Origin of the sequence: Conservatibacter flavescens (assembly GCF_002795425.1) — a bacterium.
Taxonomy (GTDB): Bacteria; Pseudomonadota; Gammaproteobacteria; order Enterobacterales; family Pasteurellaceae; genus Conservatibacter; species Conservatibacter flavescens.
Map to the genome: position 1 here is coordinate 321328 of NZ_PHHA01000002.1, position 18456 is coordinate 339783.

At 39.5% G+C, this 18456-nt stretch carries 17 protein-coding genes; 6 read left to right on the top strand and 11 right to left on the bottom strand.

The features are described 5' to 3' along the window. Window positions 1-117 precede the first annotated feature (117 nt). From CVP05_RS01530 to fabA, 6 genes are all read right to left on the bottom strand, one after another. Window positions 118-1059 (bottom strand): 2-hydroxyacid dehydrogenase, encoded by a 942-nt coding sequence (locus CVP05_RS01530; RefSeq protein ID WP_100287789.1) that lies wholly within the window; start codon window positions 1057-1059, stop codon window positions 118-120. A 62-nt stretch (window positions 1060-1121) separates the two neighbouring features. Then, complete coding sequence (kdsA, locus tag CVP05_RS01535; protein ID WP_100287790.1) at window positions 1122-1976, bottom strand: 3-deoxy-8-phosphooctulonate synthase; 855 nt, start codon at window positions 1974-1976, stop codon at window positions 1122-1124. Window positions 1977-1986: 10 nt separating this feature from the next. Further along, on the bottom strand, window positions 1987-2775 hold the full coding sequence (locus CVP05_RS01540; protein ID WP_100287791.1) for a SirB1 family protein: 789 nt from the start codon (window positions 2773-2775) through the stop codon (window positions 1987-1989). Window positions 2776-2778: 3 nt separating this feature from the next. Next, window positions 2779-3663: a peptide chain release factor N(5)-glutamine methyltransferase gene (gene prmC / locus CVP05_RS01545; RefSeq protein ID WP_100287792.1), complete on the bottom strand. Its 885-nt coding sequence runs from the start codon at window positions 3661-3663 to the stop codon at window positions 2779-2781. A gap of 5 nt (window positions 3664-3668) precedes the next feature. After that, the gene (prfA, locus tag CVP05_RS01550; RefSeq protein ID WP_100287793.1) at window positions 3669-4751 is read right to left on the bottom strand and encodes a peptide chain release factor 1; all 1083 of its coding nucleotides are present in this window, start codon (window positions 4749-4751) and stop codon (window positions 3669-3671) included. Between the two features lie 211 nt (window positions 4752-4962). After that, window positions 4963-5493: a 3-hydroxyacyl-[acyl-carrier-protein] dehydratase FabA gene (fabA, locus tag CVP05_RS01555; protein ID WP_100287794.1), complete on the bottom strand. Its 531-nt coding sequence runs from the start codon at window positions 5491-5493 to the stop codon at window positions 4963-4965. 228 nt (window positions 5494-5721) lie between these two features. On the opposite strand from fabA, the gene CVP05_RS01560 reads away from it, so the two are divergent. The 3 genes from CVP05_RS01560 to CVP05_RS01570 all read left to right on the top strand — a co-directional run bounded on the left by CVP05_RS01560 (window position 5722) and on the right by CVP05_RS01570 (window position 8532). After that, window positions 5722-7494, top strand: coding sequence for an AAA family ATPase (locus tag CVP05_RS01560; protein WP_100287795.1), 1773 nt, complete (start codon window positions 5722-5724; stop codon window positions 7492-7494). Between the two features lie 80 nt (window positions 7495-7574). Beyond that, window positions 7575-8024, top strand: coding sequence for a macrodomain Ter protein MatP (gene matP, locus CVP05_RS01565; RefSeq protein WP_100287796.1), 450 nt, complete (start codon window positions 7575-7577; stop codon window positions 8022-8024). Window positions 8025-8034: 10 nt separating this feature from the next. Beyond that, entirely contained in the window at window positions 8035-8532 is a 498-nt protein-coding gene (locus CVP05_RS01570) for a YbhB/YbcL family Raf kinase inhibitor-like protein (protein WP_100287797.1), read from the top strand. A gap of 133 nt (window positions 8533-8665) precedes the next feature. Here CVP05_RS01570 and CVP05_RS01575 read toward each other — a convergent pair whose 3' ends face one another. The 5 genes from CVP05_RS01575 to CVP05_RS01595 form a co-directional block, all read right to left on the bottom strand. Beyond that, entirely contained in the window at window positions 8666-9283 is a 618-nt protein-coding gene (locus tag CVP05_RS01575) for a tellurite resistance TerB family protein (RefSeq protein WP_100287798.1), read from the bottom strand. A 59-nt stretch (window positions 9284-9342) separates the two neighbouring features. After that, window positions 9343-13257: an ATP-dependent RNA helicase HrpA gene (gene hrpA / locus CVP05_RS01580; RefSeq protein ID WP_100287799.1), complete on the bottom strand. Its 3915-nt coding sequence runs from the start codon at window positions 13255-13257 to the stop codon at window positions 9343-9345. 143 nt (window positions 13258-13400) lie between these two features. Beyond that, a complete protein-coding gene (locus tag CVP05_RS01585; RefSeq protein WP_100287800.1) occupies window positions 13401-13682 on the bottom strand; it encodes a BrnA antitoxin family protein in 282 nt (93 codons plus the stop codon). After that, a complete protein-coding gene (locus CVP05_RS01590) occupies window positions 13660-13935 on the bottom strand; it encodes a BrnT family toxin (RefSeq protein WP_100287801.1) in 276 nt (91 codons plus the stop codon). Before CVP05_RS01590 ends, CVP05_RS01585 begins: the two co-directional genes overlap by 23 nt. A gap of 136 nt (window positions 13936-14071) precedes the next feature. Next, a complete protein-coding gene (locus CVP05_RS01595) occupies window positions 14072-14524 on the bottom strand; it encodes a DUF441 domain-containing protein (RefSeq protein ID WP_100287802.1) in 453 nt (150 codons plus the stop codon). 245 nt (window positions 14525-14769) lie between these two features. Between CVP05_RS01595 and CVP05_RS01600 the strand changes: the two genes are divergently transcribed. The 3 genes from CVP05_RS01600 to ftsH all read left to right on the top strand — a co-directional run bounded on the left by CVP05_RS01600 (window position 14770) and on the right by ftsH (window position 18434). Beyond that, complete coding sequence (locus tag CVP05_RS01600; RefSeq protein ID WP_100287803.1) at window positions 14770-15696, top strand: AEC family transporter; 927 nt, start codon at window positions 14770-14772, stop codon at window positions 15694-15696. A gap of 141 nt (window positions 15697-15837) precedes the next feature. After that, window positions 15838-16467 (top strand): 23S rRNA (uridine(2552)-2'-O)-methyltransferase RlmE, encoded by a 630-nt coding sequence (gene rlmE / locus CVP05_RS01605; protein ID WP_100287896.1) that lies wholly within the window; start codon window positions 15838-15840, stop codon window positions 16465-16467. 68 nt (window positions 16468-16535) lie between these two features. Continuing rightward, window positions 16536-18434 (top strand): ATP-dependent zinc metalloprotease FtsH, encoded by a 1899-nt coding sequence (gene ftsH / locus CVP05_RS01610; protein WP_100287897.1) that lies wholly within the window; start codon window positions 16536-16538, stop codon window positions 18432-18434. The last annotated feature ends 22 nt before the right edge of the window (window positions 18435-18456 follow it).

Below are 18456 nucleotides of genomic sequence, written 5' to 3' on the forward strand. Positions count from 1 at the left end.
AACATTATCCTCTAGTACACACTATACTAGGTTCGAACTCAGTCCCGTTAGGACCATTATCTTACAAATAATTTAGGGCGAACGCTGTCGCCCTTACAATAGATTGCAATTAAATCATTATTTGCCTGTTGCCACAAATTCTTCAATATTTTTTGTGACTTTACCGACCAACGTAGTCACCGCTGAATCACTTGCCCAAGCAATATGTGGTGTAATTAAAAGATTTGGCATAGTTTTCGCCGCTTCCATTAACACATTTCCTTTTTCTGGGGGTTCTTTGATCATGACATCAATCGCTGCGCCACCAAGCTGTCCGGATTCTAAAGCAGCCAATAAATCTATTTCATTAACCAACGGTCCACGCCCAGTATTAATTAACAACGCACCTTTTTTACATAACCCAAGTGTCTCTTTATTAATGAGGTTTTGTGTTGTTTCAGTTAATGGGCAATGTAAGGTAATAATATCCGCTTGCTTGAACACGTCTTCAAATGGTGTGTATCCCTCACGGCAAGTTGTCGCGCCTTGATGTTCTGCATACAAGACTTTCATGCCTAATAATTCTGCCAAACGACCAACTTCTTTACCTAAATTCCCTCGACCAAAAATCCCTAATGTCGAGCCTCGCACATCAGTAATGGGATAATCAAAGTAACAAAATTGTTTATTTTCCACCCATTTATCCGTTAACTGATCTTTAATCCACCCTACAAAACTGTGTTTTAATGCAAAGATCATACCCAAAACATGTTCAGGCACAGTCACGCTAGAATAACCTGAAACATTCTTTACTGTGATGCCTAATTCTTTTGCTGCCACAAGATCAACATTATTTGTCCCCGTTGCGGTAATTGCAATTAATTTTAATTTGGGTAACTGTTGCATAATTTCACGGGAAAATACGACTTTACTCGTTACCGCAATTTCCGCATCTTGCATACGTTCTATCGTTTGTTCTGGCGAGGTATGTTCATATTCAACCCACTCATGCTCAAAATTTGGACGAGGTATCGGGATATGAGAAGGAATAGCGGTGCTATCTAAAAATACAATTTTCATGGATTCTCCTTTTCTATAAAAAGTGCGGTAAATTCCACCGCACTTTTTCATTATTACCAAAATTATTGTGTCGTATCAAGTTCTGGGAAACTTTTCACTAACTCATCAATGGCTTTCATTTGGCTCACAAACCCTTCTAATGCCGCCAATGGCAGCGCTGATGGGCCATCGCATTTTGCATTATTTGGATCTGGGTGAGCCTCCAAAAATAACCCTGCTAATCCCACTGCCATGCCTGCTCTTGCCAATTCCGTCACTTGTTCTCGACGTCCACCGGAAGCAGCTCCAAATGGATCGCGACACTGTAATGAATGGGTGACATCAAAAATTACTGGGCTACCATGAGATACTTTTTTCATTATGCCAAAGCCAAGCATATCGACAACTAAATTATCATAGCCAAAATTTGAGCCCCGATCACATAAAATCACTTGCTCATTACCACATTCTGCAATTTTTTCTACAATATTTCCCATTTGCCCCGGACTGAGAAATTGTGGTTTTTTCACATTAATCACCGCACCAGTACGCGCCATCGCCTCCACTAAATCGGTTTGACGCGCTAAAAACGCAGGCAATTGAATTACATCCACGACTTCAGCTACAGGCTGACACTGGTAAATTTCATGTACATCGGTGATAACTTTCACACCGAAAGTTGATTTCAGCTCTTGGAAAATTTTTAATCCCTCTTCCATGCCAGGACCGCGATAGGAATGAATAGAAGAACGATTGGCTTTATCAAAAGAAGCCTTAAAAACATAAGGTACATTTAATTTTTCCGTGACTTTTACATAAGCTTCACAAACTTGCATTGCCATATCACGGCTTTCTAACACATTCATACCGCCAAATAAAACAAAAGGCTTGTCATTTGCCACATCTATTTGACCAATTTTCACAATTTTATTTTGCATTTTTCATTCCTCAATGAAGTGGATATTGTTGTTCTTTTAACTCTGACATTTGTGCCATTAATAACACGGCAGTGGGATCATCTGGACAATGTTCAATAAAATAACTTAAGTCCGGAATAGCCGCATGTAAACACTCCATATGCGCTAATACCAAACCGCGATCACGAATTTCATAAGGGTCTTCAGGATTGTGACGCAGTAGGTGTGTAATGAATCCTAAAGCCTCAGAATAACGCTCTTCTCGTATGAGTGCCATTTTGGCTACTTGGTTAAAACGATCACGTAACTCTTCAGATTTTGCACAAGCAAGATCTTTGGTTAACATCTTATGTCCAAAGCCTAAATATCCCTCAAACCAGGTGGCTAACAAGCTACGGGAAATAAATTTCCCGTCCCAAGGATCAATAAATAATATTTCTTCCTCTAAATCAACGCGCAATACTAATTGGGTAGGGAAATTCATTGGATAAATCGGTAATTGTAAACTTTCCGCCAAATATAAAATGATCGCGCCCAGACTAACAGGCATTCCACTTTTACTTTCTAATACCTGATCCAAATATAAATTATCTGATAAGAAATAACGTTCATCATCGCAATAAAATCCCCACTCCTCATAAACCAAGTACAGTAATTGCTGAACTTGCGTTTTAATAGTCGCTTGTTTGTCTATCGCTTTATGAACTTTACGCACTAGATGTCCCATGCGCCCATAAATTTTTGAACGCCCTTCCCCATCTGTCGTAGTACGATAAAAATCCATCATTAACTGAAATAAAAGTTTCTGATTATTACTCATTGTTTATACTGCATATTGTGCTAATGTCACACGTTCATTACCACCATAATCTTTTATAGTCGCAATTCGTTGCCAATTATTCTCTACAAAAATAGACCGCACTTTTTCGCCCTGTTGCCAACCATGCTCCAGCAGCAACCACCCTTCGTCTTTCAAAAAGTGCGGTGCGTTTTCAATAATAAATCGTAGGTCTGCATAACCTTGTTCTTCCGCAACTAAGGCAGACAATGGTTCAAAGCGCACATCACCTTGAACCAAGTGAATATCACCCGCTTCAATATAAGGCGGATTACTCACAATCATATCAAATTTTGTGTCAGAGGGAAGACGAGAAAACCAATCACTTTGCAAAAAGTCTACAAATGTCAATTGATTACGCTCTGCATTACGTTGTGCCAAACTGACCGCTTGCGCAATGCGATCGACCCCAATAATTTCTAATATGGAACCGCACTTTTCAGCCAACGGCTTTAACTCACTTGCTAATGCTAAAGCGATGGCGCCGGTGCCTGTCCCCAAATCCAAAATCCGTAAGGTGGATTGATTTTGCAAACAATCTTGCCCAATCTTCAGCGCACTTTCCACTAAAATTTCCGTATCCGGACGTGGAATTAAGGTATCTGGCGACACAAGTAACGGCAATGACCAAAATTCTTTTTCACCGAGAATATAAGCCATCGGCTCACCTGTTAAACGACGAGCCAAAAGTACCGTTAATTCAGCTAATTGTTTTTCTGATAATGCAGTTTCACCAAAAGCAAAAATATTGGCAAAAGATTGCTGTGTCACACATTGTAAAATCAATTGTGCATCACGTTTAGGACTATCTTGCAAATCGGCGGCGGATAAAGATAATACCGCCTCATTTAGCCAAGTCTGGTAATTCATGAATCTTAATTGGTTTCCGATAACGCAGCTAACTGATCTGCCTGATATTCTGTAATAATCGGTTGAATTAATTCATCAATTTTGCCATTCATTACTTCATCCAAACGATAAACCGTTAAATTAATACGGTGATCCGTCACACGCCCTTGTGGATAGTTATAAGTTCGGATTTTATCTGAACGATCCCCTGAGCCCAATAAATTACGGCGCGTACTAGCTTGTTCAGCCGCTTGGCGCTCTTGCTCAACCTGTACAATGCGGGAAGCTAAAACTGATAAGGCTTTTGCTTTATTTTTATGCTGTGAACGCTCGTCTTGACATTCAACCACAATTCCTGTCGGGATATGGGTAATCCGCACAGCGGAATCCGTTGTATTGACGTGCTGGCCGCCCGCTCCTGATGAGCGATAGGTATCAATTCGCAAATCGCTTGGGTTGATCTCTGGTAATTCACTTTCAGGTAATTCTGGCATAACCGCCACCGTACATGCCGACGTATGAATGCGTCCTTGAGATTCCGTTTTTGGCACACGCTGCACGCGATGGCCACCTGATTCAAATTTTAATTGGCCATATACGCCATCGCCATTAACCTTGACGATAATTTCTTTAAATCCGCCCTGCTCGCTTTCATTCGCTGACAATACTTCAATGCGCCAACGTTTGCTTTCTGCATAACGACTGTACATACGGAATAAATCACCGGCAAAAATCCCGGCTTCATCACCACCGGTACCCGCGCGAATTTCTAAATAAGCATTATATTCATCATTAGGATCTTTCGGTAATAACAAAATCTGTAGTTGTTGTTCAACTTGTTCTAATTCTTGTTTACATTCTTCGATTTCAAGCTCTGCCATTTCTCGCATATCAGGATCATCAAGCAATAATTCCGCTTCTTCCACATTATTGTTGAGTTGTTTCCAACGGGCAAAACACTTCACGACATCCTCTAATTGCGCATATTCCTTTGAATAGGCACGAAATTTTTCTTGATCACTAATCACCGAAGCATCACCTAATAATGCCTCTAATTCTTCATGTCGTTCATTTAAACTATCTAATTTACTAATAATTGAGGGTTTCATCTTTAACCTTAAATACTGGAAATACGCTAAAATCCGTTTATTTTAGCATGAATTATCTATCTGTGGCGACAAAAACAAATCCCCTTATAGGGGTAAACAAGGCTGGGAATAAAAGATAAAAGAGAGAAATAAACAACCGCACTTTTGCTTAACTATCAATGCAGTAAAGAAAACAGCCCCATTCGGGGCTGATAACATAGGAGGAAATAAACTAGAACGCAGAGGTATCTTGGAATAAGCCAACTTTTAAATCAGTAGCAGTATAAATTACACGACCGTCCACTTCCACTTCGCCATCTGCTAATCCCATCACTAATTTGCGGTTAATCACGCGTTTCATATGGATACGATAAGTCACTTTTTTCGCTGTTGGTAAAATTTGTCCGGTAAATTTCACTTCACCCACTCCTAAGGCTCGGCCTTTTCCTTCGCCGCCAATCCAACCGAGATAAAACCCTACCAGCTGCCACATCGCATCTAATCCTAAACATCCTGGCATAACAGGATCACCGATAAAATGGCAATCAAAGAAAAATAAATCCGGACGAATATCCAATTCCGCTTCAATATAACCTTTACCAAAATGTCCACCTGTTTCGTTCATTTCAGTGACTCGATCCATCATCAACATAGTTGGTGCAGGCAATTGTGGACCTTTTTCACCGAATAACTCACCACGCCCTGAAGCTAGCAAATCTTCATATGTATAGGCGTTTTTTTTATTTGGAATACAAGTGTTCATTATTTTACATCCTCTATCTGCTCACGAAAATATAATAAAATCGCAATATTTTGCAAAAATGTGATTCTAGCAAAGTTAATAGGCAATTTAAATAAGCTAACACATGTAAGCTGACTTGTCCGATCAGTCATTATTATCATCAGTATTAAACGAGCGAAATTTTTCATTTTGTGCCATAATGCCGGTTTATATCGACATTAAATATAATAATTGAATAGTGAGAATCGAGTGTCTTTATTAGCATTGAGTGAACATGCCCTACATTGGGAAACCTTACAACCAACATTAGAACTAGCTGATTTACCTACTGGAAATACACATGCCATCGCATTACAGCCACGCGCATGTTCATCTATTCGCTCTTTTTTAGCCAATTCACATCGCTCCTTATTAGTCCTTAAAGCTAATGAAATTGCTGAAATGGCCAAGATAGTACAAACTTTTGTTCAATCTCAGCTAAATGAAGATAACCCTGTCACAGGGGTAAAATACACAGTAGAAAAAGGAGAAAAAAGCGATTTTCCTTATGTCACAATAGCAAAAGCAGAATCCTTAGAAGATAATTTTTCGGCGCAACAAAATATCAATACAGCATTATATTTTGATCATGCAAAGCTTTTTGGTTCTATTCGCCAACACCCTATTTCCAAAGATATTCAATTAATTCCCGGTCTTGTTCATCAACTAAATGGTGGCGTGCTAATTTTAAGCTTATCTGCGCTGTTAGCACAATTTGACCTTTGGGAGCGTTTAAAAAATATTCTCATCACTCATCAATTTGATTGGTATAGCACTCACCCATTCAAAGCGCTGCCTTGTGATATTCCAAGCTACCCTTTGAAGCTAAAAGTCATTTTATTAGGTAATCGGGACGAACTTGCCACCTTTTCAGAACTGGAACCTGAACTCTATCTGCTAGGCGATTATGGTGAAATGGATAGTTATTTTCTTGTGGAAAGCCCTGCCCAGCAAATACAATGGAGCGATTTTATACAAAACTTTGCAAAGGAAAATCACTTCCCTGAGTTAACTTTAGATGGCTTAAATAAATTATATCAATTAGCAGTACGTGACAGTGAAGATCGCACTTGTATTTCTATCGCCCCAAATTCCTTGCGTGAAATATTAAGTCGCACCACTCTTATCTCTCAAGGAAAGCCACTCAACGCGATGTCTTTTGAGCAATATTTTCAACAAAAACAATTTGAATATAGTTTTCTGCGAGAACAAGCCTATTCCGACATTCTTAATGAACAAGTTTATGTTGCAACTGATGGCGAAATCATCGGGCAAATTAACGGGTTATCCGTTATCGAATATCCTGGCACACCATTAATCTTTGGTGAACCATCACGTATTAGCTGTATTGTGCGTTTTGGCGATGGTGAAATTGTCGATATTGATCGTAAAAATGAACTCGCAGGCAATATTCACGGCAAAGGCATGATGATTGCTGAGGCATGTTTAGCAGGGCTATTAAATTTTCAATCGCAATTGCCTTTCTCCGCCTCACTGGTTTTTGAGCAATCTTATAGCGATATTGATGGCGATAGTGCTTCTTTAGCCATCTTTTGTGCCTTAGTCAGTGCACTCACCGATATTCCACTTCCTCAACATATCGCAGTAACAGGGGCCATTGATCAATTTGGTCTTGTGCATGCCGTTGGAGGGGTAAACCATAAAATTGAAGGTTTTTTTGCTATTTGCGCTCAACGTGGTTTAACTAAAAAACAAGGTGTTATTATTCCTAGTTCAACTTGCCATCAGCTCAGTTTATCTGATGAAGTCGTAAGTGCGGTCAAAAAAGGGGAATTTTTTATTTGGGCCGTAGATGATATTTTTCAAACGGCCAACCTACTATTCCAACGAGATTTCTTGGAAGAAGAAGGCAAGGTTTATACCGCAGATAATCAAACCCTCTCTTATCTTATCAATCAACGAATTGAGCAAAAAATAGAATCCACTCAACATAAAGGGTTTTGGCGTTGGTTTAATCGATAAATAACACTGGAAAAATCGGTATTGAACCGTTATATTATAGTTAGGTTACCACGTCACAATACCATTTTTACGGAAAACACATGAAATATCAAAAATTAGAAAACCAAGAAGCCAATTGGAAGTGGGTATATTTAATTAAAAAACAACGTGATGGTCATCAGATCAGTAAATATGAAGAAAAAAGCCTAGAGCAGGAAATGATCCGTCAATTATTGGAAAGCCAAAATAATCCTAAACGCATTGAAGAATGGATCGCCAAACATTTATCTCCAAATTTAACCATCAAGCTCGATCAAGCCATTCGCGCCCGTCGCAAGCGCTTTTTCAATGGGGAAAAACAATCTACTAAGAAAAAATCCATTGATTTGGAATATGCGGTGTGGCAACGCTTATCGAAGTATTCGAAAAAAATGAATATGACCCTATCTGAAACCATTAACTACATGATTGATGAACGGGAAAGTAAAGCTTTATATGAATCACAAATGTCTGTGATGAAAGCAGGCCTTGCCGATTTACTCAAAACATAAAGGAGCGAATATGAAAGTAACTAGTCTTGCAATTAAAAATGGCCGATTTGACGATCAATATGGCAAACGAGGTACACAATTTAGCCCTAATGGTATGCCGACTTATTCTATTCCTTTTGAAATCAGTGATGCACCTGAAGGCACGCAGTCTTTCGCTGTGGTATTAGAAGACAAAGATGCGATTACGGCGAGCGGTTTTGTTTGGATTCATTGGTTAATTGCCAATTTAGAACGCACCTGTGTACAAGAGAATGAAAGCCAAACAGCAACTGACTATATACAGGGCGCAAATAGTTGGGCAAGTGTTCTAGGCAAGTTTGATATACAAGAAGCTTCAGCCTACGGCGGTATGGCTCCCCCAAATTGTGAGCATCGCTATGAATTGATTGTATATGCACTGGACACTAAACTCGATTTAAAAGCGGGTTTCCGATTCAATGAATTACACTTTGCTATGCAGAATCACATTCTTGCACAAGCAAGCGTAATGGGAAGATATGATGTTTAAACGCTAACAAAAAGTGCGGTCGGATTAAGGTATAATTTTTAAATTCAATTTGATTCTTATCAAACTTAATTTCCTTGTCTCAAAATGAATTTATTTGACTAAAAATAGTCCCAAAATCCACCGCACTTTCTAATTAAAAGCCAGCTTCTTTCTCAAGCTGTTCTACAAAACTTTCATCTAAATGTAACGCATCGGCTAATTGAGCTAAAAACACAATTTCTTTACGAGACAAATCACCACATACCATGCGTGCAGCTAAATAGACTTGAGCCGCTAAAGCTGAATTATTTGCCACTTGTTGTGCAATCACCTCGACACTGGCTGGATGATTAATTTCATTCATAATCCATTCTTTAAGCTCAGGATCCTCACCGGCTTCAACAAAAATCGCCTGTTTTTCCTGTTCATCTAATAGGCCATCAGATACTGCCGCTGCAATCATTGCACGCAATACCGCATTACCACTCTCTTGATGATTTTCTGGATTAAATGCCTCTTCTTCTAAGGGTTGAGCTGTTTGTGGTTGGGCTTTCTGATAATTTTGGTAAGCTTGATACGCAAGACTACCTAATGCAGCAAGGGTTCCCATTTTAGTTAAACTCGCTCCCCCTTTTTTACCCAAAAGCATGGATAAAATACCAATTGCTGCAGCGCCCCCGCCAAATTTACCAATTTGACCTGCGCTATTTTGATTATTTGCCGCGCCTTTCGCCGCACCTAAAACTTGGTTTAAAATTGAATTAAAATCCATGCTATCTCCTTAAATAATATCAATGAATTAATCATTAAATGGGTATAAATTTTCAAATTTCAAGATGATTTTATCTCATTAATCGCATTCAGCACCCGTTTATCAGAAATAGGATACTTTGTGCCTAATTGTTGCGCAAATAAACTGACCCGCAGTTCCTCTATCATATAAGGAATTTCTTTTACTGCCGCAGAGTGCGGTTTGGATTTCGGCAGTTTTTGTAGCAATTGTTGATACGCTTTTTGAACCTGTTCCACTCGCAACATTGCTGCCCGATCTCGGTTAATATCTTGTCCCAATTTATCAAGGCGTTTATCTATAGCATTCAAATAGCGATGTAAATCCGGCAAACGATCATAACCATTTTTTTCCACAAAGCCGGGATAAATCAATCCGCTGATTTGTGTTTTAATATCCGACAAAGCAAAAGCCATCGTAAAATCCATTTTGCCTTTTAAACGCTTATTAATATCAAACGTTATCGTCAGAATTTGTTCAACTTGTTGAGCGATGTCTACTGTGATCTCATTGAGATTTTCTCGCACGAAATCCCGCAGTTGTGTAAAGTTTTGCTCATCCCATACCACACCGCCAAAATCTGCAATCAATTTATCTGTCGCACAAGCAATACAATCATCAATCAAACTCAACACATTACCGAATGGCGTAAAATACAAACCTAGCTTGGCTTTATTCGGCAATTTTTCGTGCAAATATTTAATGGGCGACGGTACATTTAGCAATAGCAAACGGCGTAAACCTTGCTGCATGGCGACAGACTGTTCAAATTCTGTTTCAAATAATTTGATCCCTACCGCTGTTTTTTCATCTACAATGGCCGGGAACGCTTTTACTGTAAATCCCTGTTTTTTCTGTTCATAAAACTGTGGCAGACGGTCAAAATTCCAAATATGAATACCACTTTGTTCAATACCATCATCCGCTACGGCTGAAATACTTTGCTGTACCTGATCTTTCAAACGGAATTTCAACTCATCTAAATCCATACTTTCGGCAATTTTTTTGCCTCTATCGTCAATCACTCTAAATGTGATTTTTAAGTGCGGTGGAATTTGTTCAAGATTCCATTCATCTGGGGCAACCCATATTCCCGTCATCCGACGTAATTCATGACTTAAGCTCTCTAATAACGGCTTATCTATATCTGTAATACGCCCCAAAAACGCATCGGCATAATTCGGTGCCGGCACAAAATTACGCCGTTGGGATTTCGGCAAAGATTTAATCAAGGCTACAATTAACTCATGGCGTAAACCAGGAATTTGCCAATCAAAGCCCGTCATTTCAATTTGATTGAGTAGTGGCAGTGGGATATGCACAGTGACACCATCAGCTTCTGTACCAGGTTCAAATTGATAGCTAAGTTTTAATTTTACATTGCCCTGCTGCCAATAATTCGGGAAATCCAGTTTGCTTACGGTCTCCGCCTCATCATTAATTAAAAAAGATTTTTCAAAATTGAGCAATTCAGGCTCTTGCTGCTGCGCCTTTTTCCACCAGCTGTCAAAATGTTTCTGAGACACGATTTCCATGCCAATACGTTGATCATAGAATTCAAATAAGGTCCGTTCATCCACCAAAATATCACGGCGACGTGATTTATGCTCTAGCGCTTCCACTTCTTGAATTAATTTCTGGTTTTCAAAGAAAAATTTGTGCTTTGTATGCCAATTCCCTTCGACTAAAGCGGATTGGATAAAGATCTCACGGCTCACTGTGGGATCAATGCGACCATAATTAACAGGGCGAGCAGCCACAATCGGCACACCATACAAACTGACTTTTTCATCCGCGATCACTGCGCCTTTCGATTTTGACCAACGTGGTTCAGCATAGCTACTTTTGGTCAAATGTGTGGCAAGGGGCTCAATCCATTCTGCCTCAATTTCCGCTACCATTCGCCCCCAAAGTTTACTGGTTTCCACCAACTCTGCAGCCATCACCCATTTCGGTTGCTTTTTGAAAAGCACTGAATTCGGAAAAATAGCAAAATGGGCATTGCGCGCGCCGAGATATTGGCTCTTTTCCGCTTCTTTTTGCCCAATATGGGAGAGCAAGCCACTGAGAAGTGCGGTATGAATTTGCGCATATTTTGCTTCTGTTGAATTAATTGGCAACCCCATTTCTCGCACAGTTAAGCGAATTTGATGATAAATATCCTGCCATTCCCGCACTCGTAAGTAGTTCAAATAATCCTTTTGGCATAAACGGCGAAACTGGTTTTTACTCAGCGCTTTTTGGTTTTGTTGTAAATATTTCCACAAATTAAGAAACGCCAAAAAATCGGATTTTTTATCCGCAAAACGACGGTGTTTATCATCGGCGGATTGCTGTTTTTCCAGTGGACGTTCACGAGGATCTTGAATAGACAATGCGGCAACAATAATCATAACTTCATGTAAACAGCCCTGTTCTACTGCGCCTAATAACATTTTAGCCAATCGAGGATCCACTGGGAATTGGGCCAACTGTTTACCTACTTGGCTTAAACGCGCTTCTCCCCTACGCGTTTGTTCAAATGCCCCTAACTCTTCTAATAATTTAACCCCATCTTGTATATGACGACGATCAGGCGCATCCACAAATGGAAAAGCCTCAATATCGTCTAAGCCAAGTGCTGTCATTTGCAAAATGACTGAAGCTAAGTTTGTACGTAAAATTTCTGGATCGGTAAATTCCGGACGAGTATTAAAATCTTCCTCCGAATATAAGCGAATACAAATCCCCTCACTTACCCGCCCGCAACGTCCTTTACGTTGATTAGCGGAAGCTTGTGAAATGGGCTCAATCGGTAAACGCTGCACTTTAGTACGATAACTATAACGAGAAATCCTTGCTGTACCTGGATCAATCACATATTTAATATTCGGAATCGTCAGAGAGGTTTCTGCGACATTGGTCGCCAGTACAATACGGTTTAAGTTAGTCGGTTGAAAAATACGGTTTTGTTCCTGCGCTGAAAGCCGGGCAAAGAGCGGTAGAATTTCAGTGAATTTTAGGTTTTGCTTTTCTAATGCTTCTGCCGTATCACGAATTTCCCGTTCACCACTAAGAAAAATCAAAATATCACCACGCCCTTCCGCCTGCAATTCATCTACCGCATTCAAAACACCTTGTAACTGATCTTGCTCCTCAGTTTCCACAATTGGACGATAACGAACTTCAACTGGATAGGTTCTGCCTGAAACCTCAATAATTGGCGCATGATTAAAATGTTTGGAAAAGCGTTCCACATCAATGGTCGCGGAGGTAATGATCACTTTTAGGTCAGGGCGACGTGGCAATAGTTGCTTTAAATAACCTAGAATAAAATCATTGTTAAGGCTGCGTTCATGGGCCTCGTCAATAATAAGGCAATCATATTGATTTAAAAAACGATCCGTTTGGATTTCAGCCAATAAAATCCCATCGGTCATTAACTTAATTTGAGTTTGTTCCGAAATCTGATCGTTAAACCGTACTTTATAGCCTACCTGAGTGCCCAATTCACATTGCAATTCTTCTGCAATACGTGTTGCCACAGAGCGTGCCGCAATCCGTCTTGGCTGAGTGTGTCCGATGAAACCTTTAGTACCGAGACCAAGTTCCAAACACATTTTCGGCAACTGAGTGGTTTTGCCAGAACCGGTTTCGCCGGCAATCACGACCACCTGATTTTCTTTAATCGTGTTCAAAATCTCACTTCGACGGGCAGATACGGGCAAATCCGGAAAAACAATCGGTTTTTTAACCGCACTTCGACGCAGTTCAAGGCGTTGTTTTGCAAGAAAAATATCCTGTTCGATTTCCGTAATTACGGCTTGTTGTGCCACAGGATTTTTGATTTGGCTAAGCCCTCGTATTCGTCCAAGCAAACGGCGATAATCCGTATTCATCACGTCTGAAAGTTGTGTTATCAATGCCTGTTGTTCGGGAGAAAAAGAATATTGTTTTGAAGAAAGATGCCGTTTCATTAAGTTATCAAGTTAAATCTAAAATTAATCCCTATTTTAACATAGTTATAGAAATGAAAAAGTGCGGTCTGTTTGGTGAGTTTTTTCACCTGACCACACAATTTATTTCAATTAAATCATTTGACTAAATATTATTTCATGCATTACTGGTTCGACACATATTCTAATAACACTTGATCAATACGATTTTGCCAACCTTTGCCGGTCGCCCTAAAACTTTTTAATACATCAGCAGAAAGGCGAATAGAAACTAATTCTTTAGTCGGTTTTTTCTGCTTGCCTCGCCCCTTACGATTTTCCATATGGGTGGTAACCATTGCCATAAATTCAGGGGACATCACTTCGGCAATGGGTTTAAAGTTCGCAAAATCCTCTGCGGTTAATTCACGAACTTCCCCTGCTTCATTTGTTAATGGTCTGCTCATAATCCCGTATTTCCCTCTTATTTGCTTTACGAAAACTAATTACCCTGATCCCGTCATAAACCGGAGTAAAGCACAAACAATGTAATCGCTCTTCTAAATAGCCATAAGCGACATAGCGTTGTTCTGAATAATTGAAACGTACATCTTCACGTACAATTGCTCTCTCCCAATCAAAATCTACTACTTTCGCAAAAGATAACTGCCGTAACGCAATATTGCGTAAAGATTTATTTTCATCATAACTAATTTTCATTCACACCTTATATTGTATCTACAAAATAATCAAGTAGAAAATTATTTCGACATACTTTGAGATACAATACAAATTTATCAGTAAAAAATGTGAAAGAGATTCCAAAAAGAAAATTTATTTGTGTAAAAACAAGTTATCAACTATGTTGAATGACTAAAGATAAAATGCCTGCTGCGATAAGTGGCCCCACAGGAATGCCGCCAAAAAAGGAGACGCCAATAATGGTTCCCACTACCAGTCCCGTTACTAGTGTGGGTTGCATATTCATTAAAGACACACCTCGACCACCTAACCATGCCACAATAACACCTGTCACAACGGCTAAAATCATTTTCCAATTCAGAAACTGGCTTATTCCATCAATTTGAATTTTGCCCGATACCAGCGGGCTCAACACGCCAATCGTTAAAATAATGATTCCGATTTTTAAACCATATTTATCCACAAAAGGGATATATTTAGTCAAAAAGGTTTGCTGCATAATCAGTAACACTGCAGCAGAGATCGTAACAGAGGTATTATGGCTAAACAGTCCTAATAAGATCAGCGCCACAAGCAAAAGTGCAATAGCATTTAATTGTAATGACATAGAAAACCTAAATGTGCCAAGAAACCAGGAGAAGATAATTCATTTAAACAAAAAATCACAAATATTTCTAGGGGCTGCTAAGCTTTATTTTATCGCGAAATACATTTATTTTGAGACAAGGGAAACAAGCCTTTTGAATCATACTTGATAGGGCTTCTCATTCAAAAATAAACAAAACTGAACGCCCCCTAGCGAAAAGCCCAAAAAGTCGCTACTATAGAAATGAACACTATCAAGGAAATGCTATGGAACTCGCTTTACTACTTGCCATTAAAATTACCGAACTTGCGCTCATTATGTTTGCTGGATTTGCTATTGTTAAGTCTAAACTATTAGACTCAAAAGACAGCTACCCTCTATCTGTTATCGGACTCTATATTATTAGCCCTTGTGTTATTATTAACGCTTTCCAAGTAGATTATACTCCTGAGGTATCACAAGGTTTGCTCTTCTCTTTTGCATTAGCCATTATTTTGCATATTGTGCTAATTATTTTAGTCAAACTGTTAAGTATTCCACTCAAGTTAGACAGTTTAGAACAAGCTACCAGTATTTACTCTAACTCTGGTAATTTAATTATTCCATTAGTTACCGCACTTTTTGGCCCTGAGTGGGTAATCTATTCTTGTGGATTTATGGCGGTACAGATTTTTCTATTTTGGTCTCACTGCCGTATCTTATTATGTGGTAAAGCCGAGCTAAGTTTCAAAAAAATTATCAGTAATATTAATATTATCTCCATCATCGTTGGGTTAATTTTATTTGTCTTTCAAATTAAATTACCTAGCCTAATCACAGGCACATTTTCCGCCATTGGCATCATGATTGGCCCAAATGCCATGTTAATTGCAGGAATGTTACTTGCTTCTATACCATTAAGAACCTTATTTTCATCAAAACGAATTTATTTAGTCAGTTTTTTACGTCTAATCTTTATTCCACTTTGTATTTTAGTCATCATGAAAGCAATACCTGCAAATAAATGGCTACCTAATGGTGATATTATTATGATGATCAGTTTTTTAGCTGTCACCTCACCAGCAGCTTCTACCGTGACCCAAATGGCGCTTTTATTCAAAAAAGACGCCAATAAAGCCAGCGGTATTTATGGTGTCACCACATTACTTTGTGTCATGACAATGCCTCTGATTATCGCAATTTATCAATGGTAACAAGTTTTCTTAGTGGTTCATTAGCAAAAACTACGTTGTATGATTGCCACTCTCCGAAATTTTATACAGCAACAAACTTGAAATGCTTGTATAATGCCTCTATATTGGAAACTGTTACAATTTATTAAACATTTATGGGATATGGGAAAAAAACGTTCTGCTAGTTCAAGCCGTTGGCTGAACGAACATTTTAAAGATCCTTTTGTACAAAAAGCACATAAGCAAAAGCTGCGTTCTCGTGCTTATTTTAAGCTGGACGAGATTCAACAGACAGATCGCTTGTTTAAGCCAGGTATGACTGTCGTCGATTTAGGTGCGGCTCCAGGTGGTTGGTCTCAATATGTGATCACTCAAATTGGTACGAAAGGGCGTGTTATTGCTTGTGATATTTTGGATATGGATCCTATTGTTGGAGTCGATTTTCTTCAAGGTGATTTTCGTGATGAAAACGTACTCGCAGCCCTGCTCGAACGCGTAGGCGAAGAAAAAGTACATGTCGTTATGTCTGACATGGCGCCAAATTTTAGCGGTATGCCATCTGTCGACATTCCACGCGCTATGTATTTAGTGGAACTCGCCTTAGATATGTGTCGCCAAGTACTCGCCCCCAAAGGAAGCTTTGTGGTGAAAGTATTTCAAGGTGAGGGATTTGACGATTATCTAAAAGAAATTCGTTCTCTTTTTAGTGTCGTCAAAGTTCGAAAACCTGAAGCTTCACGAGGACGCTCTCGAGAAGTTTATATTGTCGCAACAGGTTACAAATTATCATAATTACTAATTTACTTGTAACTGAATTTATTAATCAACAAACCAACAAATGAGGTAACGCCTTGAACGATATTGTTAAAAATTTAATTCTTTGGACTGTTGTGGCGGTTGTCATGATGACAGCCTATCAAGGTTTTAGTGGTTCAACAACAGGAACAAATACAGATTATACGACTTTTGTTGCTGATGTTGGCAATAATCAAATCAGCCAAGCGCGTTTTAATGATAACGAAATTCTTGTAACAAAAACCGATGGCACAAAATATACAACAGTAATGCCACTCTACGATGATAAAATCCTCAATGATTTATTAAATAAAAAAATCAAAGTAGAAGGCACGCCTCCTGAACGTCGTGGCTTGTTGTCACAAATTCTGATCTCTTGGTTCCCAATGTTGTTATTAATTGGGGTATGGTTATTCTTTATGCGCCAAATGCAAGGCGGCGGTGGCAAAGCCATGAGCTTTGGTAAAAGTCGTGCCCGCATGATGACCCAAGAGCAAATTAAAACCACTTTTGCCGATGTTGCCGGTTGTGACGAAGCTAAAGAAGAAGTCGGTGAAATTGTTGATTTCTTACGTGACCCAAGTAAATTCCAAAAATTAGGCGGAAAAATTCCAAAAGGTATCTTGATGGTCGGCCCACCTGGAACAGGTAAAACCTTAATTGCAAAAGCGATTGCGGGTGAAGCCAAAGTACCTTTCTTTACTATTTCAGGTTCAGACTTCGTTGAAATGTTCGTTGGGGTTGGTGCTTCACGTGTACGTGATATGTTTGAGCAAGCTAAAAAAGCAGCACCTTGTTTAATCTTTATTGATGAAATCGATGCTGTCGGTCGCCAGCGTGGTGCTGGTTTAGGTGGCGGTCATGATGAACGTGAACAGACTCTTAACCAAATGTTAGTTGAGATGGACGGTTTCGAAGGAAAAGAAGGGGTTATTGTTATCGCTGCAACGAACCGTCCAGATGTGCTTGATCCGGCTCTTACTCGTCCAGGACGTTTTGACCGTCAAGTTGTTGTAGGTTTACCGGATGTTCGAGGTCGTGAACAAATTCTACGTGTACACATGCGCAAAGTGCCTGTCGACCCTGAAGTGGATCCAATGGTATTGGCTCGTGGTTGTCCGGGTTATTCAGGTGCGGATTTAGCTAACCTTGTAAATGAAGCCGCATTATTCGCCGCTCGAAACAACAAACGTGTTGTGACAATGTTAGACTTTGAAAAAGCCAAAGATAAGATTAACATGGGACCTGAACGTCGCACCATGATGATGACAGAGAAACAAAAAGAATCTACTGCTTATCATGAGGCTGGCCATGCCATTGTTGGTTATTTAGTACCAGAACACGATCCAGTACATAAAGTCACCATCATTCCTCGCGGTCGAGCATTGGGTGTGACTTTCTTCTTACCTGAGGGCGATCAAGTCAGCATCAGTCAAAAACAATTAGAAAGTAAATTATCGACACTATATGCAGGTCGTTTAGCTGAAGACTTGATCTATGGTGAAGAAAATATCTCTACGGGTGCTTCTAATGACATTAAAGTGGCCACCAATATTGCGCGTAATATGGTCACTCAATGGGGCTTTTCTGATAAACTGGGTCCGATTCTCTATTCTGAAGATGAAGGAGAAGTATTCTTAGGGCGTTCTATGGCAAAAGCAAAACATATGTCTGATGAAACCGCACATCTCATTGATGAAGAGGTTCGCCAAATCGTTAGCCGTAATTACGAACGCGCTCGTCAAATGTTGATTGATAATATGGATATTTTACACGCCATGAAAGATGCGTTGATGAAATATGAAACCATTGAAGAAGAACAAATTAAACAGTTGATGAACCGTGAGCCAGTTACACCACCACCGGGCTGGGATAACGCTCATGAGCGTGCAGCGAAACAAGAACAAGCGGAAAATCAGCAGTCGCAAGATGATGCTGATAAAGCTGAAAGTGATGATAAATAATCTTATTCGCTTAACTCATTAA